Annotated in this window: 19 protein-coding genes and 2 pseudogenes; 7 read left to right on the top strand and 14 right to left on the bottom strand. The window is 68.4% G+C overall.

The window, feature by feature from the left end:
* Positions 1–21: 21 nt before the first annotated feature.
* Together AC2ITM_RS06935 and AC2ITM_RS06940 are read left to right on the top strand one after the other, a co-directional pair.
* Positions 22–411, top strand: coding sequence for a carboxymuconolactone decarboxylase family protein (locus tag AC2ITM_RS06935; RefSeq protein WP_486469090.1), 390 nt, complete (start codon positions 22–24; stop codon positions 409–411).
* A 140-nt stretch (positions 412–551) separates the two neighbouring features.
* On the top strand, positions 552–1,121 hold the full coding sequence (locus tag AC2ITM_RS06940; protein WP_486469091.1) for a pseudouridine synthase: 570 nt from the start codon (positions 552–554) through the stop codon (positions 1,119–1,121).
* A 361-nt stretch (positions 1,122–1,482) separates the two neighbouring features.
* On the opposite strand, the gene AC2ITM_RS06945 is transcribed toward AC2ITM_RS06940, so the two are convergent.
* Positions 1,483–2,220, bottom strand: coding sequence for a hypothetical protein (locus AC2ITM_RS06945; RefSeq protein ID WP_486469092.1), 738 nt, complete (start codon positions 2,218–2,220; stop codon positions 1,483–1,485).
* Entirely contained in the window at positions 2,217–2,654 is a 438-nt protein-coding gene (locus AC2ITM_RS06950) for an NUDIX hydrolase (protein WP_486469093.1), read from the bottom strand. Before AC2ITM_RS06950 ends, AC2ITM_RS06945 begins: the two co-directional genes overlap by 4 nt.
* Positions 2,655–2,980: 326 nt before the next feature.
* Here AC2ITM_RS06950 and AC2ITM_RS06955 point away from each other — a divergent pair, with 326 nt between their 5' ends.
* Positions 2,981–3,655, top strand: a complete 675-nt coding sequence (locus AC2ITM_RS06955) for a TetR/AcrR family transcriptional regulator (protein ID WP_486469094.1) — start codon at positions 2,981–2,983, stop codon at positions 3,653–3,655.
* A gap of 68 nt (positions 3,656–3,723) precedes the next feature.
* On the opposite strand, the gene AC2ITM_RS06960 is transcribed toward AC2ITM_RS06955, so the two are convergent.
* Positions 3,724–4,506, bottom strand: coding sequence for an IclR family transcriptional regulator domain-containing protein (locus AC2ITM_RS06960; RefSeq protein ID WP_486469095.1), 783 nt, complete (start codon positions 4,504–4,506; stop codon positions 3,724–3,726).
* A gap of 98 nt (positions 4,507–4,604) precedes the next feature.
* On the opposite strand from AC2ITM_RS06960, the gene arsH reads away from it, so the two are divergent.
* Together arsH and AC2ITM_RS06970 are read left to right on the top strand one after the other, a co-directional pair.
* Entirely contained in the window at positions 4,605–5,318 is a 714-nt protein-coding gene (gene arsH / locus AC2ITM_RS06965) for an arsenical resistance protein ArsH (RefSeq protein ID WP_486469096.1), read from the top strand.
* Between the two features lie 129 nt (positions 5,319–5,447).
* On the top strand, positions 5,448–6,839 hold the full coding sequence (locus AC2ITM_RS06970) for a phosphomannomutase (protein WP_486469097.1): 1,392 nt from the start codon (positions 5,448–5,450) through the stop codon (positions 6,837–6,839).
* On the opposite strand, the gene AC2ITM_RS06975 is transcribed toward AC2ITM_RS06970, so the two are convergent.
* From AC2ITM_RS06975 to AC2ITM_RS06990, 4 genes and pseudogenes are all read right to left on the bottom strand, one after another.
* A complete protein-coding gene (locus AC2ITM_RS06975) occupies positions 6,806–7,672 on the bottom strand; it encodes a metal ABC transporter permease (RefSeq protein WP_486469098.1) in 867 nt (288 codons plus the stop codon). The genes AC2ITM_RS06970 and AC2ITM_RS06975 overlap by 34 nt on opposite strands.
* Positions 7,669–8,514, bottom strand: a complete 846-nt coding sequence (locus AC2ITM_RS06980; RefSeq protein ID WP_486469099.1) for a metal ABC transporter permease — start codon at positions 8,512–8,514, stop codon at positions 7,669–7,671. The genes AC2ITM_RS06975 and AC2ITM_RS06980 overlap by 4 nt, the downstream gene beginning before the upstream one ends.
* Positions 8,515–8,983: 469 nt before the next feature.
* A pseudogene (locus tag AC2ITM_RS06985) lies at positions 8,984–9,746 on the bottom strand (manganese/iron ABC transporter ATP-binding protein); the annotation flags it as partial.
* Entirely contained in the window at positions 9,743–10,627 is an 885-nt protein-coding gene (locus tag AC2ITM_RS06990) for a metal ABC transporter substrate-binding protein (RefSeq protein WP_486469100.1), read from the bottom strand. The pseudogene AC2ITM_RS06985 and the gene AC2ITM_RS06990, both read right to left, overlap by 4 nt.
* A gap of 124 nt (positions 10,628–10,751) precedes the next feature.
* On the opposite strand from AC2ITM_RS06990, the gene AC2ITM_RS06995 reads away from it, so the two are divergent.
* On the top strand, positions 10,752–11,177 hold the full coding sequence (locus AC2ITM_RS06995) for a Fur family transcriptional regulator (RefSeq protein ID WP_486469101.1): 426 nt from the start codon (positions 10,752–10,754) through the stop codon (positions 11,175–11,177).
* Positions 11,178–11,189: 12 nt separating this feature from the next.
* Here AC2ITM_RS06995 and AC2ITM_RS07000 read toward each other — a convergent pair.
* Positions 11,190–12,054, bottom strand: a pseudogene (locus AC2ITM_RS07000) (IS5 family transposase); the annotation flags it as partial.
* A 29-nt stretch (positions 12,055–12,083) separates the two neighbouring features.
* Positions 12,084–12,290 carry a hypothetical protein gene (locus AC2ITM_RS07005; RefSeq protein WP_486469102.1) on the bottom strand — a complete coding sequence of 69 codons (207 nt, stop codon included), beginning with the start codon at positions 12,288–12,290 and terminating at the stop codon, positions 12,084–12,086.
* A gap of 157 nt (positions 12,291–12,447) precedes the next feature.
* On the opposite strand from AC2ITM_RS07005, the gene dusA reads away from it, so the two are divergent.
* Entirely contained in the window at positions 12,448–13,461 is a 1,014-nt protein-coding gene (dusA, locus tag AC2ITM_RS07010) for a tRNA dihydrouridine(20/20a) synthase DusA (protein WP_486469103.1), read from the top strand.
* 150 nt (positions 13,462–13,611) lie between these two features.
* Here the strand turns inward: dusA and AC2ITM_RS07015 are convergent, their stop codons facing one another.
* The 5 genes from AC2ITM_RS07015 to AC2ITM_RS07035 form a co-directional block, all read right to left on the bottom strand.
* A complete protein-coding gene (locus AC2ITM_RS07015; protein WP_486469104.1) occupies positions 13,612–15,120 on the bottom strand; it encodes an ABC transporter substrate-binding protein in 1,509 nt (502 codons plus the stop codon).
* Between the two features lie 128 nt (positions 15,121–15,248).
* Entirely contained in the window at positions 15,249–16,895 is a 1,647-nt protein-coding gene (locus tag AC2ITM_RS07020) for a glycoside hydrolase family 3 protein (protein ID WP_486469105.1), read from the bottom strand.
* 57 nt (positions 16,896–16,952) lie between these two features.
* On the bottom strand, positions 16,953–17,789 hold the full coding sequence (locus AC2ITM_RS07025; RefSeq protein WP_486469106.1) for an ATP-binding cassette domain-containing protein: 837 nt from the start codon (positions 17,787–17,789) through the stop codon (positions 16,953–16,955).
* Complete coding sequence (locus AC2ITM_RS07030) at positions 17,786–19,552, bottom strand: dipeptide/oligopeptide/nickel ABC transporter permease/ATP-binding protein (RefSeq protein ID WP_486469107.1); 1,767 nt, start codon at positions 19,550–19,552, stop codon at positions 17,786–17,788. The genes AC2ITM_RS07025 and AC2ITM_RS07030 overlap by 4 nt, the downstream gene beginning before the upstream one ends.
* Positions 19,549–20,490, bottom strand: a complete 942-nt coding sequence (locus AC2ITM_RS07035) for an ABC transporter permease (RefSeq protein ID WP_486469108.1) — start codon at positions 20,488–20,490, stop codon at positions 19,549–19,551. Before AC2ITM_RS07035 ends, AC2ITM_RS07030 begins: the two co-directional genes overlap by 4 nt.
* Positions 20,491–20,660: the final 170 nt, after the last annotated feature.

Raw genomic sequence — 20,660 nt, forward strand, 5'->3', positions numbered from 1 at the left:
CGCAACAAGCGGAGAGACGACATGAGCCTGTTCGACGAAGACCTGTTCCTGAAGGGCGTGGCGCAGCGCAAGGGCACTCTGGGCGCGGACTATGTGCAGCAAAGCCTCGACAAGGCGGACGATTTCACCCGTCCCTTTCAGGAGGCGATGACCGCCTGGTGCTGGGGATTCGGCTGGGGCGACGACGTGATCGAGCCGAAGACGCGTTCGATGATGAACCTCGCCATGTTGGGGGCGCTCGGCAAGATGCACGAATGGGAGCTGCACTGCAAAGGCGCGCTCAACAACGGCGTCACGGTCGAGGAGATCCGGGCGATCGTCCATGTGGTGGCGATCTACTGCGGCGTGCCGCAGGGGGTGGAATGCTTCCGCGCGGCCCGCAAGGTGCTGGAGGCCGAGGGGCGGCTGTGATTGCATCGGATCCTGGGCGGGGTCGGACCTTGGGCGGGGTCGGATTTAGGTGAGGTCGGGTTTCGGGTGGAGCGTGCCTGAGACAGGTTCGCAGACCGGTCAGGACTGGATCTTGGGCGGGGCGGCGGCTATGCGGGGGAATGACCCGCGTGATCCTCTTCAACAAGCCCTTCGACGTGCTGCCGCAGTTCACCGACCGCGGCACCGAAGGCACGCCCCGCCGCACCCTTTCGGATTTCATCGACGTGCCGGGGGTCTATCCGGCCGGACGGCTTGATCGCGACAGCGAGGGGCTGATGGTGCTGACCGACGATGGCGCGCTGCAGGCCCGCATCACCCATCCGAAGCACAAGCTGCCCAAGACCTACTGGGTGCAGGTCGAGGGGATCCCCGATGAGGCTGCCCTGCAGGCGCTGCGCCAGGGGGTTGAGCTGAAAGATGGACTGACCCGGCCCGCGAAGGCGCGCCGGATGGAGGCGCCCGAGGCGCTCTGGCCGCGCGACCCGCCGATCCGGGTGCGCAAATCCGTGCCCGACAGCTGGCTGGAACTGCGGATCACCGAAGGCCGCAACCGGCAGGTGCGACGGATGGTGGCGCATGTCGGGCATCCCTGCCTGCGGCTGATCCGGGCAGCGATCGGCGACTGGCGGCTGGATGGGCTGACCTTGGGTGCCTGGCGGGAGGGCGAGGTGCCGGTGCGGCAGCGCTGAGGGGGCTCTGCCCCCGTCTTCCTGCGGAAGACTCCCCCGGAGTATTTCGGGCCAGATGATGAAGAACCGGTCCTGTCGGGGGAAAACGCCCTGGCTGGGGTATTGAGCTGCGTTCTGCTGGCTGGGTGATCATCCCTGGCGAGCGGCGTGGCCTTCCTGGCGAAGCGTTCGAGAGAGGGTGGGCTGGCGATCTGGCTTGCTGGCCCTCTGTGGCACCGATGTATCCTGTCCCGCGCCAGTGCGCAAGTGGAAAATTCAGTCTTTTCAAATGGTTGACTGTTTCTGTCAGGAGTTCTGCCGGGGGCCTTTGCTGCCCTGCGGGGGGGGCGGCAAGCGGTTGAAAAGCGGCAGGTTTCGCAGATCAGCCCTGCAGGCGGGCCGGCAGGTCGGGGCTGTGCGGATCGAGATAGTCGATGGCCACCGGGGCGCCGGTCAGCTGGGCATGGGCGCGGAACACGGCTTCGGGGATGTCGAGGCCGGGCAGGAATGTCGCCAGAGTCGCCGGCAGTCCGGCACAGAGCGTCCGGCCGCGGGGGTGACAGGCCTGGAAGCGGCGCAGGCCATGCGGCCCGGCCAGCAGGCTGCTGAGACCCTCGGGTGCAGGGCCGTGCAGCAAGATGTTGGCGCAGCCCTGGCCGCGCAGCGTCTCCAGCGTTCGGGGCAGGGCGGCGTCGCAGGCGCCCAGCCAGCGGGCCTGGGCCTCGGAAAGTGTCAGCAGGCTGGTCAGCGGCAGCAGCGCCTCGCGTAGCGGCGTCGTCGTGTCGGCGGTCTCGTCTCCGAGGCCCGGATCCAGCAGCAATGGCGTGCCGTCCAGGCGCGTCAGCAGCCGGGCGGCCAGGCGGATGGCCCCGGGGCCCGGCAGATCCGACAGCTTGATCACGTCGTAGGGGCCACGGGCCAGGGCCGAAGAGAGTTCGGCGGCGAGCAGGTCGAGGGGCTGCGGCAGCAGCGCCGGTGCAGCGCCGGGCAGATGCAGGATGCGGGCCGTCAAGACGGTTTCGACGGTGAGGCTGGTCAGATGCGGCAGGTCGGCCTGCAGGCCCAGGGCGCCGGTCGGATCCGACGCGCCGATCAGCAGGATCCGCGGCCGGGCCGTCATGCCGGGCAGGTCCCGAGGACCCGGGCCGCCAGGGCGATCACGCCTTCGGACAGGGGCAGGCTGCCGGAGGCGAGTTCGGGCGCGGTGACCCAGCGGGCCTCAAGCGCATCGTCGGCGGCCACGGGCATGCCGGCCTGCCAGTCGCAGCGCACCGCCACCAGCACGAAGTGGAACCGCAGCGCCGTGCCGTCGTGATCCAGGATGTCCGTGGCGCCCAGGACCTGATGCGCGCGGGCGCGGACACCGGTTTCCTCCAGCAATTCGCGCTCAGCCGCCTGGAACAGGGTTTCGCCCAGTTCCTGCTTGCCGCCGGGAAAGCCCCAGAGGCCGGCGTCGGGCGGATTGGCGCGGCGCACCAGCAGGACCGATTCGTGCCGGGAGACGACGGCAATCACCGCCGGGACGGGCGCGCAGGCGCGAGGGCTGTCGGACATGGTCGGGTCTGTCCTGCGTCGATGCGGGGGAAGGCGGCGGAGCGGGTCCGCGACACTCACCCGGATTGTGATCAATTGCCTTGATCTATGACAAGTCCGAAGCCCGGAAGTCCATGGTGCAAAAGCGTTGTTGCGTATTTTCCCAGCAGTCCCCGGGGTCTGGTCGCTAATCGTTCCAATGCGTAAGATCATATATTCGGATTGGAATGGAAGAGCCGCATCCGGAGTCCGGCCCGGCGCCGCAGGCCTGGACCGATACTTTTGGATAGGCGCCAAGGTATTGCAAAATCTGGATTTACTGGCGTTTCTCGGATAGGGTGTGCGGTATGACACTAGACAAGTTCCGCGATACCTCTCCCGTGCGCCGGCCAGGACGGCCGGCGCGAATCTCGCGCGATGCGATTGCCCGCGCCGCCCTGCAGATCGGCTTTGATGAGGCCACGGTGACCAATGTCGCCGGTCAGCTGGGGGTCGACCATTCGTCCCTCTATCGCCATGTGAAGGGTCGCGACGAGGTGATCCGTGCCGCCGCCGAACTGGCACTGTCGGGGCTGGCCTATACCGATCCCGACCGCGGCTGGCGGGCCACGCTGGAGGCCCTGTGCGACGCGCTGTGGGACCTTTACCAACGCCATCCGGGGCTGGCGGCGGCGCTGCGGAGCATGGAGGTGCAGCCCGAGGCCGGCATCCTGGCTTTCGCCGAGGCGGCCGAGCGCGCCACCCGGCAGGGTGTGCCGCCGGCCCTGGCGGTGCTGGCGGTCGATGCCCTGGCCGAGATGACGGCCGATGCCTTTCTGGGCTGGCGCGGCCTGCGCAGCACCGATGCGGCGGGGCAGGCGCGGATGCTGCGCATGATGGCGCCCTGGCAGGGGCTGAGCCTGCAGCACCCGGGCCTGAGCGGGACGCTGGGCCAGGCGATGGCGGTGATGCAGGGCGATCCGCGCGATGGCTGGCTGCGGAAACGGGCGCTGCTGCTGGATGGTCTGGCGGCACAGCTTTAGCGGCGCGGTGCAGACGGGGCGGCCTGCGGCCACAGGACATGTGCCCAAGCGGGCCGTCTGGTGCAGCGCTAGTGCAGCACCGGGGCCAGCGCCGCCTGGACCGAAAGGAAGGCCGGCAGGTATTCGCGGGCCAGATCGGCGGGATCGGCATGCAGGGCGGGCAGGCCGGTGTTCAGCGCCGCCACCACCTTGCCCCGGGCATTGTGCAGCGGCACGGCGATCGAGCGCAGGCCGGTCTCGACCTCCTGATCGTTGATCGCATAGCCCTGGGCCCGGACCTGGGCCAGCCGGGCCAGGATCGCTTCGGGGTCGGTCAGGGTGCCGGGGGTGCGGGCTTCCAGCCGGGACCGTTCCAGCAGGGCGCGGGCCTCGGTTTCGGGCAGGGCCGCCAGCAGGACCCGCCCCATCGAGGTGCAGTAGGCCGGCAGGCGCGATCCGGGCATCAGGCTGATCGACATCACCCGGCGCTGCGCGGCGCGGGCGACATAGACGATCTCGGTTTCGTCCAGGATCGAGACGGAACAGGACTGGCCGATGCGCGCCGAAAGCTCCTCCAGCCAGGGTTGCACGATGCGCGCCAGCGGCATTCCGGCCAGCGCCCCCATGCCCAGCCGCATCACCCGCGGCGTCAGCTGGAAGAACTTGCCGTCATGTTCGGCATAGCCCAGTTCGGCCAGCGTCAGCAGGCAGCGCCGCGCGGTGGCGCGGTCCAGCCCGGTGGCGGCCGAAACCTGGCTGATCGACAGCCGCGCCGCCTCGGCCCCGAAACATTCGAGGACCTGAAGGCCTTTCGCGAAACTGGCGATGAAATCGGTCTGCTTGAGTGGCATGGACGCAGTGTAGTGCAACATGTGAACTTTGGTCAAATGCCGAACGAACTGCCCTGCGGCGGTGCATTGCGCTGCGTCCCGTCTCTGCTAGGTCTGGGGCAGCCCCGCAAGGACCTGTCATGACCGATACGCCGAACCTGCAGGACGACCTGTTCCACCCCGTCACCGCCGACAGCCTGACCGCGCCGGCGCGCAGCAGCCATCCGCCGCGCATCCTGATCCTGTACGGCTCGCTGCGCGAACGCAGCTTTTCGCGGCTGGCCGCCGAAGAGGCCGCCCGCCTGCTGCAACGCCACGGCTGCGAGGTGCGCTTTTTCCACCCCCATGATCTGCCGCTGGCCGATGCCGCCCCTGTCGATCATCCGAAAGTGGCCGAACTGCGCGATCTGGTCTCGTGGTGCGAGGGGATGGTCTGGTCCAGCCCCGAACGCCACGGCGCGATGACCGGGCTGATGAAGACCCAGATCGACTGGATCCCGCTGTCGCTGGGCAGCGTGCGGCCGACCCAGGGCAAGACCCTGGCGGTGATGCAGGTCTGCGGCGGCTCGCAAAGCTTCAACACCGTCAACCAGCTGCGCATCCTGGGGCGCTGGATGCGGCTTCTGACGATCCCCAACCAGTCCTCGGTGCCGAAGGCCTGGGATGAATTCGACGCCGATGGCCGGATGAAGCCCTCGGCCTATTACGACCGCATCGCCGACGTGATGGAGGAGCTGGTCCGCTTTACCCTGTTGACCCGCGACATCCGCGACCAGCTGGTCGACCGCTATTCCGAGCGGGTCGAAAGCCATGCGGCGCTGTCGGCACGGGTCAACCAGCCCCGGGCCACCTGAGCACCAGCCCCCCTCTGCGTGATTGTCCGGTGGGCAAAATCCGGGGGGCGGGCGGGGCAATGCGTCTTCCGGCTTGTCCATTTCGGCACCGCCGGGCACAACTGCGACATCATTAGAAGGAAATCCATTATGGCTCCGAAATTTGGGACCAGCGGCCTGCGTGGCCTGGTGGTCGAACTGACACCCGAACTTGTTTCCGATTACACCCGTGCCTTTCTGGCGGCCTGCCCGTCGGGCGGTGCGGTGCATGTGGGCTGGGACCTGCGGCCCTCTTCGCCGGGGATTGCCCAGGTCGTGATGGACACCATCGCGGCCGAAGGCGTGCCGGTGATGAACTGTGGGGCCCTGCCGACCCCGGCGCTGGCGCTGGATGCGATGGCGGCAGGCCATGCTGCGGTGATGGTCACCGGCAGCCACATTCCCGCCGACCGCAACGGCCTGAAGTTCTATGTCCCCGGCGGCGAGATCTCGAAGGCCGACGAAGAGGGGATCAACGCCAATCTCGGCCGCGCGCCCCGGGACGGCGCTGCGGCCGCCATCGTTGCCGCCCCCGCAGCGCTGCCTGCCTATGTCGAGCGCTATGTCGACGGGTTCGGCACCCAGGCGCTGCAGGGTCTGAAGATCGGCGTCTACCAGCACAGCTCGGTCGCGCGCGAGGCGATGGTCGAGGTCGTCACCGGCCTTGGCGCCGAAGCGGTGATCCTGGCGCCCTCCGATGTCTTCATCCCCGTCGATACCGAGGCGCTGGATGCCGAAACCCGCCAGATGCTGGCGGGCTGGTGCAGTGAGCACGGTCTGGATGCGGTGATCTCGACCGATGGCGATGCCGATCGGCCGATGGTGGCGGATGCCACCGGGCGCATCGTGCCGGGCGACGTGCTGGGGGCGCTGACCGCCAAGGCGCTTGGCGCCCGCGTCATCTGCACGCCGGTGTCTTCGAACACGCTGGTGCAGCAGATGGGCTTTGAGACGGTGGAAAGCACCCGCATCGGCTCGCCCTTCGTGATCGCCGCGATGGAGGCCGCGCTGGCCGCTGATCCCGCCGCCGCGGTGGTGGGCTATGAGGCCAACGGCGGCTTCCTGCTGGGCTTTGCCGCCCAGGGCCCCGCAGGCAAGCTGGCGCCGCTGATGACCCGCGACTGCCTGCTGCCGATCCTGACGCCGCTGGCCGCCGCCAGGGCCGAGGGCAAGACCCTGGCCGCGCTGGTCGCGGCCCTGCCGCCGCGCTTTACCGCCGCCGACCGCATCGCGGGGATCGAGACCGACGTCTCGAAGGCCTTCATCGCCAGGCTGACCCAGGATGCCTCTGCCCGGGCGGGATTCTTTGCCGACATGGGCGACGAGGCGGCGCTGGATCTGACCGACGGGCTGCGGCTGTCGTTCGAAAGCGGCGACGTGGTGCATCTGCGGCCCTCGGGCAATGCGCCCGAGTTCCGCTGCTACGCCGAGGCGTCTTCGGCCAACCGTGCCGAAGAGCTGGTCACCGGCTATCTGGGCAAGCTGGGCCGCGAACTGGCCTGATCCCTTTGGATGGCGCGTCCCCGGGGGCGCGCCATCCGCAGGCCCAGGGCCAGCAGGAAGACCGCCGTCAGGATCAGCACGATCGTGGGGGCGGGGGCGCTGTCCAGCCAGAATGACAGCCACAGCCCGGCCAGGCTCGACACCAGTTGCACCGCCACCGCGACCCGCAGCATGGCGCCAAAACGCCGGGTCAGCAGGAAGGCGATGGCGCCGGGGGCAATCAGGCAGGCCACCGACAGGATGATGCCCACCGCCGACAGCATCGCCACGATCACCGCCGACAGCATCACCAGCAATCCGTAATGCAAAAGCCCCACCGGCAGGCCGATCATCCGTGCCTGCACCGGGTCAAAGGCATGGGCCAGCAGGTCGCGCCCCCGGGTCAGCAGCGCCAGCGTCACCGCGATGCAGATCGCGCCGGTGGTCCACAGATCGCCCGGGCCCAGCCCCAGCATGTTGCCGAACAGGATGTGATCCAGGTGCACGTCGCTTTCGATCCGGGTGTAAAGCAGCACGCCCAGCCCGAACATTCCCGAAAAGACCACCCCCATCACGCTGTCGGCCCTGACCCGGGAGCGCGCATCGATGACCCCCGTCAGCAGCGCGCAGCCCAGGCCCGCCACGAAGGCCCCCAGGATCAGCGGCAGCCCCGCCGCATAGGCCAGCACCACCCCCGGCAGCACCGCATGAGAGGTCGCATCCCCCAGCAGGGACCAACCCTTCAGCACCAGAAAACAACTGAGCATCGCCGCCGCAGGTGCGATCAGCAGCAGGATCAGCGCCGCGTCGCGCATGAAGGCGAACTGGAACGGGGTCAGCGCGAGGTCCGTCATGGCTGGGCCTTTCGCGCAGCCCGGCGATGCGCCAGCAGCCCGTGGCGCGGCGCCAGCACGAAGGCCAGGGCGAACAGCCCCGTCTGCAGGCAGACGATCAGCGCCCCCGTGGCGCCATCCAGGAAATAGCTGGCATAGGCGCCCACCGCACAGCTGAGCGCGCCGATGGCGACCGACAGGGCCAGCAGGCGCGGGAAACGGTCGCTCAGCAGATAGGCGGTGGCGCCGGGGGTGACCACCAGCGCGATCACCAGAAAGGCGCCCACCGTCTGCATCGCCGCCACCGTGCAACCCGCCAGCAGGGTGAAGAACAGCAGCTTCAGCGCCGCCACGTTCAGCCCGATCGAACGCGCGTGCCCCTCGTCGAAGAAGACCGCCAGCAGGTCGCGCCATTTCGCCACCAGGATGACCAGAGACAGACCTCCGATCAGGGCCAGCTGCAGGGTGTCGCCGGGGGTGATCGCCAGGATGTTGCCCATGATGATGGTCTGCACCGACACGGCCATCGGGTTCAGCGACACCATGAACAGCCCCAGCCCGAAGAAGGCCGAGAAGACCAGGCCGATCACCACGTCCTCTTTCAGGCCAGAGCGCGTGCGCAGGAACAGCATGGCCAGCGCCGCCAGCCCCCCCGACAGGAAGGCGCCAAGCGCGAAGGGCAGGCCCAGCAGCGCCGCCCCCGCCACCCCCGGCACCACCGCATGGCTCAGCGCGTCTCCGATCAGCGCCCAGCCCTTCAGCATCAGATAGGCCGAGAGGAAGGCGCAGACGCCCCCCACCAGGGCCGACACCCAGATCGCCGTGGTCATGTAATGGTATCCGAAGGGTTCCAGCAGGATCATCGCGCGGCCTTTTCGGGCAGGGTGCGGCCGTCCCGGGGCGTGTCGGGACGGGGCGTGTCGGGATGGGGCGCCTCGGGACGGGCGGTGCTGACTGGGCCCGTGCTGACTGGGCCCGTGCTGACTGGGGCCATGGTGACTGGGGCCATGGTGACCGGAGCCGGATCGACTGAGGCCGGATCGACGTGGGCCGGATCGACGTGGGGTGGATTGGTGCGGGGCGGGGCATCCGGGGGCCTGTCAAACGCAGGGTCGGCGTTCAGCGCCCGGGCATGGACAGGCTGTGCATCGACAGGCCATGTATCGGCGGGCCGGGCATCGGCAAGCTTGGGATCGGCCGGCCGGGCATCGACGGGCCAGCCATCCGCAGGCTGTGCATCGACAGGATGGGTGGCCGTGGCGCGCACATCAAAGGGATGGGCATCGATGGGCGGAGGCTCGGCAGCACGGGCGGCGGCCTCAGGCATCATGACATGGCGCAGCACGCCACCGAAGGCCGCATGAAGGTTGGCATGGCTAAAGACCTGATCCGTCGGGCCATGGGCCAGCACCGTGCCGCGCACCAGCACCACGCGGTCGCAGAAATCCGGCACCGAGCCCAGATTGTGGGTGGCCACCAGCATCACCCGCCCCTCGGCGCGCAGATCGCGCAGCAGGGCGATGATCTGGTCCTCGGTGGTGACATCGACGCCGGTGAAGGGTTCGTCCAGCAGGATCACCCGAGCATCCTGCGCCAGCGCCCGCGCCAGGAAGACGCGCTTTTTCTGCCCGCCCGACAGCTCTCCGATCTGGCGGTGGCGGAAGGCGGTCATGCCGACGCGGGCCAGCGCCGCCTCCACTGCCGCCCGATCCGCCGGACGGCTCCGCCGCAGCCAGCCCATGTGGCCGTAGCGGCCCATCATCACCACGTCCTCGACCAGCACGGGAAAGGACCAGTCGACCTCCTCGGCCTGGGGGACATAGGCCACGGCCTGCGCCTTGCGCACCGCCCGCACCGGCTGCCCCAGCAGGGTGATCCGGCCGCGCGTGAGCGGAACAAAGCCCATCAGCGCCTTGAACAGTGTCGATTTTCCGGCCCCGTTCACCCCCAGCAGCGCGCAGATCGTGCCGGTGGGCAGCGCGAAACTGGCGTCCAGCAGCGCGGTATGGCCATTGCGGTAGGTGACGGTGACGCCCTCGGCGCAGATCCCGCCCGTCAGCTCGCCCGTCAGCCCGTCAGTCAGGTCGGCGGTCATGGCGACAGCCCCGCCAGAATGGTTTCCGAGGTCACCCTCAGCAGGTCCAGATAGCTGGGCACCGGCCCCTTGGCGTCGCTCAGGCTGTCGACATAAAGGACCCCGCCATAGGTCGCCCCGGTTTCCCGCGCCACCTGGCGGGCGGGCTTGTCGGACACCGTGCTTTCCGAGAACACCGCCGGAATGGCATGGGCGCGCACCGTGTCGATCACCGCGCGCACCTGCTGCGGCGTGCCCTGGGCATCGGCATTGATCGGCCAGAGGTAGGCCTCGGTCAGGTCAAAGTCGCGCGCCAGGTAGGAAAACGCCCCCTCCGAAGTCACCAGCCAGCGCCGCCCCTCGGGCAGGGCGCGGGCGGCGTCGCGCAGGGGTCCGATGGTGGCGGTGACCTGCGCCGCATAGGCCCGGGCATTGGCGGCATAGGTTCCGGCATGGTCCGGGTCGGCCGCCGACAGGGCGGCGCGGATGTTGTCGATATAGACCAGCGCCGAGCTGAGCGCCATCCAGGCATGGGGATTGGGCTTGCCGTCATAATCGCCGCCCGCAATCGCCATCGGCGTGATGCCGGTGCTGACCACTGCGGCCGGCACATCGCCCAGGCCCTCCAGGAAGGGTTCGAACCAGCGCTCCAGCCCCAGCCCGTTCCACAGCACCAGATCCGCCCCCTGCGCGCGCACCAGATCGCGCGGCGTCGGCTGATAGCCGTGGATCTCGGCCCCGGGCCGGGTGATCGAGGTGACCTCGGCCGCATCGCCCGCCACGTTGCGCGCCATGTCGGCGATCACGGTGAAGGTCGTCACCACCTTCAGCCGCTCGGCCGCCGCAAGCGGCGTGGCCAGCAGCGCCAGCGCCAGTGTCAGAACCGCACGTCTTGCGGGCATCGTCCTCTCCCTTTCGTGATCCTGTGGCCACCTTCTTGCAAATCATTCGCAACTGTCAACCTTGTTGCGAAGCATTCGCAACTGGATCTTGATCGTGCCGCCGCAATCGCCCATCACTGCGGACATGAGACCCGAGGACCGTACCCGCACCCTGACGGATGCCCTGCGCCGCGCCGGTGTGCGCATCACCCGCCAGCGCGCCGCGCTGCTGGATGTGCTGGCCCATGCCGAGGATCACCCCGAGGCCGCCGAGCTGCTGCGCCGCGCCACGGCCGAGGTGCCGGGGATCTCGCTCTCGACGGTCTATCGCACCTTGACCGCACTGGAGGCGCAGGGCGTGATCATCCGCCATCAGTTCGAAGGCGCTCCGGCGCGGTTCGAACATGCCGAGACGGCGCATCACGACCACATGATCGACGTCGAGACCGGCGAGGTGCTGGAATTCCGCTCGGAGCTGATCGAGCGTCTGCAGGCCCAGATCGCGCGCGAGATGGGCTATGAGATCGTGCACCACCGGCTGGAGCTTTATGTGCGCCGCAAAGGCAGCTAGGCTCAGGATCCATAACCACAACAGCACAGTAGCGGCGAGAGCGACGGCAGAGAGAAGGACCTTCGGGCCTCTGTCGTAGCGGCTCGCCAGTCCCTGAACCTGCCGAACATGATCTTGATCCGGTTGCGTCGTTTGCAGCGGCGCTTGTCGTATTTGATGGGGCCCCTGAGCGTCTTGCGGCCTGGAATACAGGCCCTGATCCCCTGTCCTGCAAGGCTTCGCGGAACCAATCTGCATCATGGCCTCGGTCAGCAAGTCGCCACTGCGCAGCCGGCAGATCGCCCAGAAGGGCTGCCGCGCCAGTGTAATCGCCAACCTGACCGGCAGACATAACGAACCTGATCGGGCGTCCCTTCGTGTCGGCCGCCGCGTGGCGTTTGGTGTTCATCCCGCCCTTGGTACGACCCCTCTCGGGACAGTGCTTTGCAATGCCCTGCCGGGCAACGGATCAGGCGCCCGCACCCCCCTTTTTACGCCGCAGGCTTGAGGCCATGCGGTGTGCTTTCAGGTACTTGCGCAGGCTCACTCGAACGCATGGCGTTCGCCTGCTCACGTCGATCATGATCGTCGTCGGCTCCACCGCCTCTGCCGCCAGCCCCTCAAATATTCGGGCGAATACCCCCCAACTCGCTCCAACGCTTCCAGCGGTTGCAGAGCGTCTTTGGGGGGACCTTATTCCTTCGGTGCGTCGCTCCAGCGCAACCCATTGCGATTGATGAAGGTTCGTCGGGAGAACGTTTCACTGGATCGTTTTCTGATCCGCCTCACTGCCGCTCAGAACATGACGATCATCGACCCGTGGGCGGCCATGGCTCTTCGGAAAAAACGGCTCGGGCCATGCCATCTGCTCGTCGCTCAGCCAGAAAAGATTGCTCACCACACGCTCCTATAGTTGGAGAGCCTGAATCACGCCGACAGCGGCGCCGCAAGCCGATGAATGGATCCTGACCCTAGGCCTTTTTGCCTGGTCTTCAGTGCGAACGGGTTGTCGCCGGCCTTGCTGAGTTCCTTCTCACGCTTGGCAGCCCAAGAGGCCGCCGTGCTGCGCCGGTCGAAAGTGCGGGCTTCTCGAAAGGTGGGCTTACCCTTTCTTGCAATGATGATCTTTACCATATAGGCGGTCGAGCCGTCCTTACGGACCCGTTCTCGGACCGTGGCCATAGGTTATGACATCCCAACTTGAGTTATGACTCCTGTCATGACCATAGGCCAAAACGGGCAGAAAAAGGCAATATTCGTGCTATGTTCCACGTGCTGAGGTGTGGTTGATATGAAAGATAATAAAGCAAAATCAGATATTTGGGGTTCTGCTCGTCTTTCCGTCGCACCCATGATGGACTGGACCGACCGGCATTGCCGCTACCTGCACCGGCTGCTCAGCCGCAAGGCGCTGCTTTACACCGAGATGGTCACCGCACCGGCACTGGTGCGCGGCGGCGCGCTGCATCTGCTGGATCACGATGTCTCGGAACATCCGGTGGCGCTGCAACTGGGGGGCTCGGACCCGGCAGAGCTGGCGCAGGCCGCGCGTCTGGGCGCCGAGGCGGGCTATGACGAGATCAACCTGAACTGCGGCTGCCCCTCGGACCGGGTCCAGTCGGGGACCTTTGGCGCGGTGCTGATGCAACATGCCGATCTGGTCGCCCGCTGCGTCGAGGCCATGCGCGCCGCGGTCGAGACAGAGATCACCGTGAAATGCCGCATCGGCGTCGATGACCAGGACCCGGAAACCGTACTGCCCGCCTTCCTGCAGACGGTGTCCGATGCGGGCTGCCGGCGATTCACCATCCATGCCAGAAAGGCCTGGCTGCAGGGGCTCTCGCCCAAGGAAAACCGCGATATCCCGCCGCTCGATTACGATCTGGTGCGGCGGATGCGGGCGCGGTTCCCGGATCTGCACCTGTCGGTCAACGGCGGCATCACCTCGCTTGAGGCGGTCGAGGGCTTTCTGGCCGATGGGCTGGACGGGGTGATGATCGGGCGTGCCGCCTATCACGATCCGGCCAGCATCCTGTGCGGCGCCGACCGGCGGATCTATGGCGCCGAAACCGATGCCCTGGGCCCCGAAGAGGCCGTCATTGCCATGCTGCCCTATATCGAGGCCCATCTGGTCGCGGGGGGCAAGCTGGGGCAGGTGACGCGCCACATGCTGGGCCTGTTCCAGGGCCGCCCCGGCGCCCGCAGCTGGCGCCGCATCCTGTCGGAGGGCGCGCATCGCAAGGGCGCGGGCCCGGCGCTGGTGGAAGAGGCGCTGCTGGCCTTCCGCAACAACGCCGCCGCCTGAAGCCTGCCCCTTGGGCCGCCGCCGCGCCGCCGCCTGAAGGCCGCCCGTTGGGCCGCACCAGCGCCGCCGCCCGAAGGCTGTCCCTTCCGCATATGCAAACGGCCCGCGGGGATCCCCGCGGGCCGTTGCCGTTCCGCCGTCAGGCGGGCCTCAGTTCCCGGTCTTCTTGAAGTCGCGCAGGAAGGGCGTGACGTTCCAGATCGGCATGCTGACCGAGACGCTCTTGTTGGTCATGTAGACCGAATCCGCCAGGTACCAGGGGGCGAACCAGGCGTTCTTGACCAGGTAATCGGTGATGGCGCGGTATTTCGCGTCATCCTGGCCGGGCTGCACCTGCTTGGCGGCGGCGATCAGCGCGTCCAGCTCGGGCGTCTGGGATTTCGCGGTGTTCCAGGGGGCGGTGGGGGCGATGTATTTCACCACGTCACCCCAGGCCGACACCGTGCCCAGGCGGAACAGGAACAGCGGGAACTTGCCCGACAGCAGTTCCGGGATGGTCGTCGCGGGCGACACCTTCACCCAGTCGATCTTGATGCCGATGGCGTTCAGCTGCTGCTCGATGATCGGGTTGAAGGCCGACATGGAGGCGATGTCGGGCATCTGCACGGTAAAGCCCGCGCCAAAGCCCGCCTCTTCCATCAGCTTCTTCGCGGCCTTGGGATCGTATTTGTAGCTGCCTTCCAGCGCCGGATCATACAGCGGGCTGGGGTCCACCACGGGTTCATCCGTCAGCTTGCCCATGCCGCCATCGACGAACTTCAGGATCGAGGCCCGGTCCATTGCCATGTTGATCGCCTGGCGCACCTTCACATTGCCAAGCGCGGGCACCATCTTGCCGTCGCGGTCGGCGATGAACAGGCCGAAGAAATCGGTCGGACGGCTGTAGATCTGCAGGCCCGCGGCCTTGGCCTCGTTGACGATGCGCGGCTCGCCGCTGGCGGCGTCGATCTGCCCCGAGCGCAGCGCGTTCAGCCGGGCCGAGATCTCGGTGATGGGCGTGATCGAGATCCGGTCGAACGGATAGGCGTCCTTGTTCCAGTAGTCCGGGTTGCGGGTGTAGACATATTGCCGCCCCGTCACCGTGTCCTTGGTGTCGAAGATGTAGGGGCCCGAGCCCACCGGATGCGACTTGCCCTCTTCTGTGCCCAGCGTCGAGGGCAGCGCCACCGCGCCGCCGACCGTCGTCAGCCCGTAAAGCAGCGCCGGGTTCGGCTCGGCCAGGTGCAGCGTCAGCTGGGTGGCCGAGACGACGGTGATCTGATCGACCCCGGCCAGCATCCACTTGTTCTGCCCGGCGCTGTTCATCAGGTAGTCCATGTTGGCCTTGACGGCCGCGGCATCGACGGGGGTGCCGTCGGTGAAGGTGACGCCCGGGCGCAGGTCCAGCGTCAGCGTGCTGCCATCGGCGGACCAGCTGTAAGATTGCGCCAGGTTCGGATGGATGCCGCCATCGGGATCAGCATAAAGCAGCGTGTCGAAGACGGGCTGCCAGTAGCTCAGCCAGTGGCTGTCGGTCAGCAGCGCGCGGTCGAAGGTCCGGTTGTCGCGGAAGGCACCGATGGCGAGCGTATCCGCATCATTGGGGATCTCGGCCAGCACGGGCGCCGCCAGGCCGAGGCCCAGGGCCAGCGCCACCGCGGCACAGGTAGACTTGAGCATGTATTCCTCCCAGAGAGTGGCCCCCGGGATCGCGGGGGCCGGGTCGTGTCCCTGCCTTCTGTTAGCCCAGCCGGGGATGCGCAGGGAGTGCAAAGACAGCAACAGGCGATGCCTGCAGGTTATCGCTGCTACAGGCGGGCATCCGGGGCGCCGTCGAAGGGATCGACGGGATTGCTGCCGGGGAAGGGCGCGCGGCCCATCAGCGCCTCCAGCACGGCGGCCTGCATGGCCTCGTGGGTGGAATAGGCGTTGATGTAGGTGGGCACGCGGGGCGCGTCGTAAAGGTAGTAGGGATAGCCGAAGCTGATCATCACCACCGGCAGGTCATGCCAGGGCCGCGCCATGGCGGTGCGGAAATGGCCATGCAGCGCCCGCCAGTCCAGGAAGATCCGCGACCGGGTCAGCAGGGTTTCCTCGCCGAAAAGATACAGCACCAGGTCCTGCCCGCTGATGTCGAGCGGCTGGCCATAGGGCGCCACCGTCACCTCGAAGCCCTCGGCGCGCAGCATGTCGGGCAGGGCAAAGGGGATCTGGGCATTGGCCATGGGCTCGATGATGCCGGGGGTCAGCACCAGCAGCCGCGGCGTGCGCCCGGGCGACAGCGGCAGCGTCGCGTTGCGGTCCTTGACCAGCGTCGGGGCGGCGGCAAAGGCGCGGGCGGTCAGATCGGCGTGCCGGGGCAGGGCGGCATCGGTCGGTGCGCCCCGGTCGCGGTGCAGCCCCAGCGAGGCCTTCAGCGCCAGCACCCGCAGCCCGGCCTCGCGCAGGCGTTCGGCGGGCAGGCGGCCCTCGGCCACGGCATCGCGCAGGGCGGTGATCTCGGCCTCGGGGTCGGACGAGAACAGCACCATGTCGCAGCCCGCCGCGATGATCTGCAGCTTGGCCTCGGCCGGTGGCAGGACCGAGGTCAGCCCCGCCATCTCGGAGGCATCCGAGACGATGACGCCGTTAAAGCCCAGATCGCGGCGCAGCAGCCCCTGGTTCAGCGCCCCCCGCACCGAGGCCGGCAGATAGCGTTCGGCCTCCGGGGCGTCGGGATCATAGGCGGGCAGGGCGATATGGGCCGACATGACGGCGCGGGCCCCGGCGTCGATCGCGGCGCGGTAAAGGACGCCGAAGCTGGCGTGCCAGTCCTCCATCGACAGCGGGTTGATCGTGGTCACCAGATGCTGGTCGCGGTCGTCATACCCTTCGCCGGGCCAGTGCTTGACCGTGGCGGCAAGGCCTGCGGCCTCGAATTCCTGAAGCTGGGCAAGGGCATGGCGGGCGATGCGCGCAGGATCCGAGCCATAGCCGCGGGTTGCCACGATGGCGCTGCGGGCGGCCGCGTTGATGTCGAGGACCGGGGTGAAGGACCAGTTGACGCCGATGGCGCGGGCCTCGGCCGCCATGACGCGCGACACCTCGCGGGTCAGCGCCTCGTCATCGGCGGCGGCCAGCGCCAGCGGGTTCGGCACCGGCGTGCCGAACGGCAGGCTCATGCGAGAGCCCTCCAGATCGGCCGAGACCAGCAGCGGCACCGCGGCATCGCCCTGCAGATCCGCCAGCGCCTGGCGTTCCGCGGCGCCGTCGGGGCCGAAAAAGCGCGTGACGCCGCCCGGTTGCAGCCGCGCCAGCCGCGCGCGTTCCGCCGCATCCACCGGCCCGCGCGAGTTCAGGTTGAAAAGCTGCGCCGCCTTCTGCAGGTCATCCAGGCCCTCCCAGGTGCGCAGCACCCAGTCCAGCGCCTCCGGGTCCAGGTTGAAGGGCGGGCGCATCAGGTCTTGGGGCTGCATGGGGGTCTTTCCGGCAAGGGGGGGGACCGCGGCGACAGGCCGCCGCGGCAGGGGCGTTCAGCTGTCGGCGTCCAGCGCCAGGAAGGCGGCGCGGCGTTCGGCCTGACGCTGCGGATCGGCAACGGGGGCGGCCAGCAGCAGGCGCTGCGTATAGGGATGCGCGGGACGGGCCGTCACCTGGTCGCAGTCGCCGAATTCGACGATCCGCCCCGAGCGCATCACCGCCACCCGGTGCGAGATATGCCGCACCACCGCAAGGTCATGGCTGACGAACAGATAGGCCACGCCGGTGCGTTCCTGGATCTCGATGAACAGGTCCATGACGCGGGCCTGGGTCGACAGGTCCAGCGCCGAGACGGGCTCGTCGCAGACGATCAGCCGCGGCGACAGCGCCAGCGCCCGGGCGATCGCCACCCGCTGCCGCTGCCCGCCCGAGAATTCCCGCGGATAGCGGTGGGCGGCATCGGTGGGCAGGTTCACCTGCTCCAGCAGGTCGCGCACCCGCGCCTTGGCCTCGCGCGCCGTGGCGATGCGGCGGGCGATCATCGGTTCGGTCAGGATCTCTTCGATGGTCATCGCCGGGTTGAGCGAGGTGTAGGGATCCTGGAACACCGCCTGGATGCGGGCGGCATCATCCCGGCGCGCGCGGGGCGGCTGGTTGGCGATGTCGGCGCCCTCGAACAGGATGCGGCCGCTGTTGACATGGCAGATCCCCAGGATCGCCCGCCCCAGCGTCGTCTTGCCCGAGCCGCTTTCGCCCACCAGCCCCACGGTTTCGCCGGGGCGGATGGTCAGGTTCACGTCCTTGAGGACATGCAGCGGGCCGAAGTGGATGTTGACATCCTGCGCATCGACCAGCGGCGCTTCGGTGGTCAGGGGGGGCTGGGGGCTCATGCGGCATCCTCCGGAAGGCGGGCGGGGGCGCGGTAGCTGCGCACGCAGGTGTCATCCAGGACCGATCCCAGCAGCATCCGCGTATAGGGGTGCTGCGGCGCACCGAAGAGGGCGCCGATGGCGTTTTCCTCGACGATCTCGCCCTTCTTCATCACGGCCACGCGGTCGCAGATGTCGGCCACCACGCCGAAGTTGTGGGTGACCATGACGACGGTCATGTTGAATTCGGCCCGCAGGTCGCGCAGCAGCTCCAGCACCTCGGCCTGAACGGTGACGTCCAGCGCGGTGGTGGGTTCATCCGCGATCAGCAGGTCGGGGGACGAGGCCACCGCCCCCGCGATCAGCACCCGCTGCGCCATGCCGCCCGAAACCTGGTGCGGATAGGCGTTGAAGGTGCGTTCGGGGTCGGGCAGGCCGACGCGGGCCAGCATCGCCAGCACGCGGGCCTTGGCCTCGGCCTTCGACAGGCCCAGCACGGTGCGCAGCGGCTCGACCATCTGGGCGCCGATGCGGAACGACGGATCCAGGTTCGACATCGGCTCTTGCGGGACATAGGCGATGCGGCGGCCGCGCAGGGCACGCATCTGGGCCTCGGTCTTGCGGGTCAGGTCCTCGCCGTCGAAGGTGATCGAGCCCGACAGAACGCGGCCGCCGGTCGACAGCAGGTCAAGCACGGCAAAGGCGGTCTGCGTCTTGCCCGAGCCGCTTTCCCCCACCAGCCCCACGACATCGCCGCGGCGCACCTGCAGGGTCACGCCATGGACGACCTCGCGCCAGCCGGCGCCATCGGGATAGCCCACCACCAGGTCGCGGATGTCCAGCAGCACATCGGCCGCGGGCACCGGCGCGGGCCGGGGGCTGCGGTACTTGTCGGGCAGCGCGGGGCTGCGGCGGGTGCGCGGGGCGCCCGTCTGCAGCGCATCGCGCAGCGCATTGGCGAACAGCACCAGCGCCGCCACCGTGACCGAGATCGCCAGCCCCGGCCACAGGATGCCGAGGGGGGCGTTGTACATGTTCTGAAAGCCGTTCTGCAGGATCCCGCCCCAGGTGGGGGTGGCCGGATCGCCCAGGCCCAGGAACTCCAGCCCGGCCTGGATGACGATGGCGATGCCCGCCACGATCGAGGTCTGGATGACCACCGGCGCGCGCACCACCAGCAGGATGTGGCGCACGATGATGCGCAGATCCCCCAGGCCCGACACCCGGGCGGCATCGATGTAAAGCTCGTTCTTGACGCCCTTCACCAGGGTGCGGGTCAGCCGGTAGAACCCGGGGCTGAGCATGACGCCGAAGATCGCCATCGACAGGTACACCGAGGCGCCCAGCGACTGGTAGAAGGCCAGCAGCACGATCAGCGCCGGCAGCGCCATCAGCGCATCCGAGACCCAGCCCGAGGCGACCTCGAACCACTTGCCGAAATAGCCCGCGAAAAGGCCCGCGGCGACGCCGATCCCCCCCGAGACCGCGACCGCGATGGCGGCCCCGATCAGGGTGTTGCGGGCGCCGAAGACCAGGCGGCTGAAGATGTCGCGCCCCGAGCCGTCTCCGCCCAGCCAGTAGCCGTCGCCGGGGGGCACGTTGACCTTGAAGATCTGCACCTCGGTCGGGTCATGGGGCGCGATGAGGGGGGCGAAAAGCGCGGTCAGCAGCACCAGCACGATCAGCACGGCTGCCAGCAGCCCCAGCGGGTTGCGCAGCACCAGCGCGCTGACGCTGCTGCGTTGCGGGGCGGCCTGGGGAAGGGTCACTTGGGTGTCGGTCATTGCAGGCGCACCTTCGGATTGGCCCAGGCATTCAGGATGTCGATCAGGATGTTCAGGATCACCACGGTGATGATCAGCGTGACCACCACGCCCATCAGCACCGGCACGTCCCCCTGCAGCGCCGCATCGACGGTCAGAGAGCCGAGGCCGGGAATGGCGAAGACCTGTTCGATGATGGCGGCCCCGCCCAGCAGGGCGATGAACTGCACCGACAGCACCGTCAGCGCCGCCGGCAGCGCATTGCGCAGCGCATGGCGGTACAGGACCGAGGCCGGGCTGACGCCTCGGGCGCGCAGGGTGCGCACATAGTCCTGGTTCAGCGCGTCGATCACCGCGCCGCGCACCTGCTGGCTGGCCGAGGCGATCCCCGAGAACACCAGCGCCGCCACCGGCAGCACCAGCGATGCCGCCCAGGCGGCGGGATCGGCCATGAAGGACACATAGCCGGTCGGCGGCAGCCATTGCAGGCGCACCGCGAACAGCAGCACCAGCAGCAGCCCCAGCCAGAAGTTCGGCATCGCAAAGCCCACCACGCTGATCACCTGGATCACCTGGTCCGCCAGCCCCCGCCGCACCGCCGCCGTGATCCCCAGCACCGCCGAGATCGCCGCCATGATCGCGACCGAGATCGCGACGATCGACAGCGTCACCGGAAAGCGGCTGGCCAGCGCCGGGCCCACCCGCTGGTTGCGCGTCCAGCTGTTGCCCAGATCGCCCCGCAGCGCATGGCCCGCCCAGCTGGCGAACTGCACCGGCAGCGGCCGGTCCAGGCCCAGCTCGTGGTTTTTCTGCGCGATGTCGGCGGCGGTGGCACTGTCGCCCAGGATGTTGCGCGCCACGTTGCCGGTGCCGCCGTAGATCAGCGCGAAGGTCACGGTCGAGACCAGCGCCAGCAGGATGATCCCGGCGCCGATGCGTTTCAGAAGATAACCTAGCATGGGCAGCAGGCCCCGGGCATGGCGGGCTGGCCCGGGGAAACGGGCAGGGCCGCGAAAAGCGGATGGGTCAACTTGTCCTCCCAAGTGTCAGAACGGCGCCCGGGCGCGGCAGGGGGCAGACCCCGCCCTGCGGCCTCCGGCGTTTCCGGTACGGGCACAGGGCTAGCAGT

The sequence above is a fragment of the Pseudooceanicola sp. NS-SX9 genome, from assembly GCF_057380705.1.

Coding starts and splice junctions, on each gene's coding strand:
- AC2ITM_RS06935 (WP_486469090.1), top strand. CDS start 22: ATGAGCCTGTTCGACGAAGACCTGTTCCTGAAGGGCGTGGCGCAGCGC.
- AC2ITM_RS06940 (WP_486469091.1), top strand. CDS start 552: ATGACCCGCGTGATCCTCTTCAACAAGCCCTTCGACGTGCTGCCGCAG.
- AC2ITM_RS06945 (WP_486469092.1), bottom strand. CDS start 2,220: ATGACGGCCCGGCCGCGGATCCTGCTGATCGGCGCGTCGGATCCGACC.
- AC2ITM_RS06950 (WP_486469093.1), bottom strand. CDS start 2,654: ATGTCCGACAGCCCTCGCGCCTGCGCGCCCGTCCCGGCGGTGATTGCC.
- AC2ITM_RS06955 (WP_486469094.1), top strand. CDS start 2,981: ATGACACTAGACAAGTTCCGCGATACCTCTCCCGTGCGCCGGCCAGGA.
- AC2ITM_RS06960 (WP_486469095.1), bottom strand. CDS start 4,506: ATGTTGCACTACACTGCGTCCATGCCACTCAAGCAGACCGATTTCATC.
- arsH (WP_486469096.1), top strand. CDS start 4,605: ATGACCGATACGCCGAACCTGCAGGACGACCTGTTCCACCCCGTCACC.
- AC2ITM_RS06970 (WP_486469097.1), top strand. CDS start 5,448: ATGGCTCCGAAATTTGGGACCAGCGGCCTGCGTGGCCTGGTGGTCGAA.
- AC2ITM_RS06975 (WP_486469098.1), bottom strand. CDS start 7,672: ATGACGGACCTCGCGCTGACCCCGTTCCAGTTCGCCTTCATGCGCGAC.
- AC2ITM_RS06980 (WP_486469099.1), bottom strand. CDS start 8,514: ATGATCCTGCTGGAACCCTTCGGATACCATTACATGACCACGGCGATC.
- AC2ITM_RS06990 (WP_486469100.1), bottom strand. CDS start 10,627: ATGCCCGCAAGACGTGCGGTTCTGACACTGGCGCTGGCGCTGCTGGCC.
- AC2ITM_RS06995 (WP_486469101.1), top strand. CDS start 10,752: ATGAGACCCGAGGACCGTACCCGCACCCTGACGGATGCCCTGCGCCGC.
- AC2ITM_RS07005 (WP_486469102.1), bottom strand. CDS start 12,290: ATGGTAAAGATCATCATTGCAAGAAAGGGTAAGCCCACCTTTCGAGAA.
- dusA (WP_486469103.1), top strand. CDS start 12,448: ATGAAAGATAATAAAGCAAAATCAGATATTTGGGGTTCTGCTCGTCTT.
- AC2ITM_RS07015 (WP_486469104.1), bottom strand. CDS start 15,120: ATGCTCAAGTCTACCTGTGCCGCGGTGGCGCTGGCCCTGGGCCTCGGC.
- AC2ITM_RS07020 (WP_486469105.1), bottom strand. CDS start 16,895: ATGCAGCCCCAAGACCTGATGCGCCCGCCCTTCAACCTGGACCCGGAG.
- AC2ITM_RS07025 (WP_486469106.1), bottom strand. CDS start 17,789: ATGAGCCCCCAGCCCCCCCTGACCACCGAAGCGCCGCTGGTCGATGCG.
- AC2ITM_RS07030 (WP_486469107.1), bottom strand. CDS start 19,552: ATGACCGACACCCAAGTGACCCTTCCCCAGGCCGCCCCGCAACGCAGC.
- AC2ITM_RS07035 (WP_486469108.1), bottom strand. CDS start 20,490: ATGCTAGGTTATCTTCTGAAACGCATCGGCGCCGGGATCATCCTGCTG.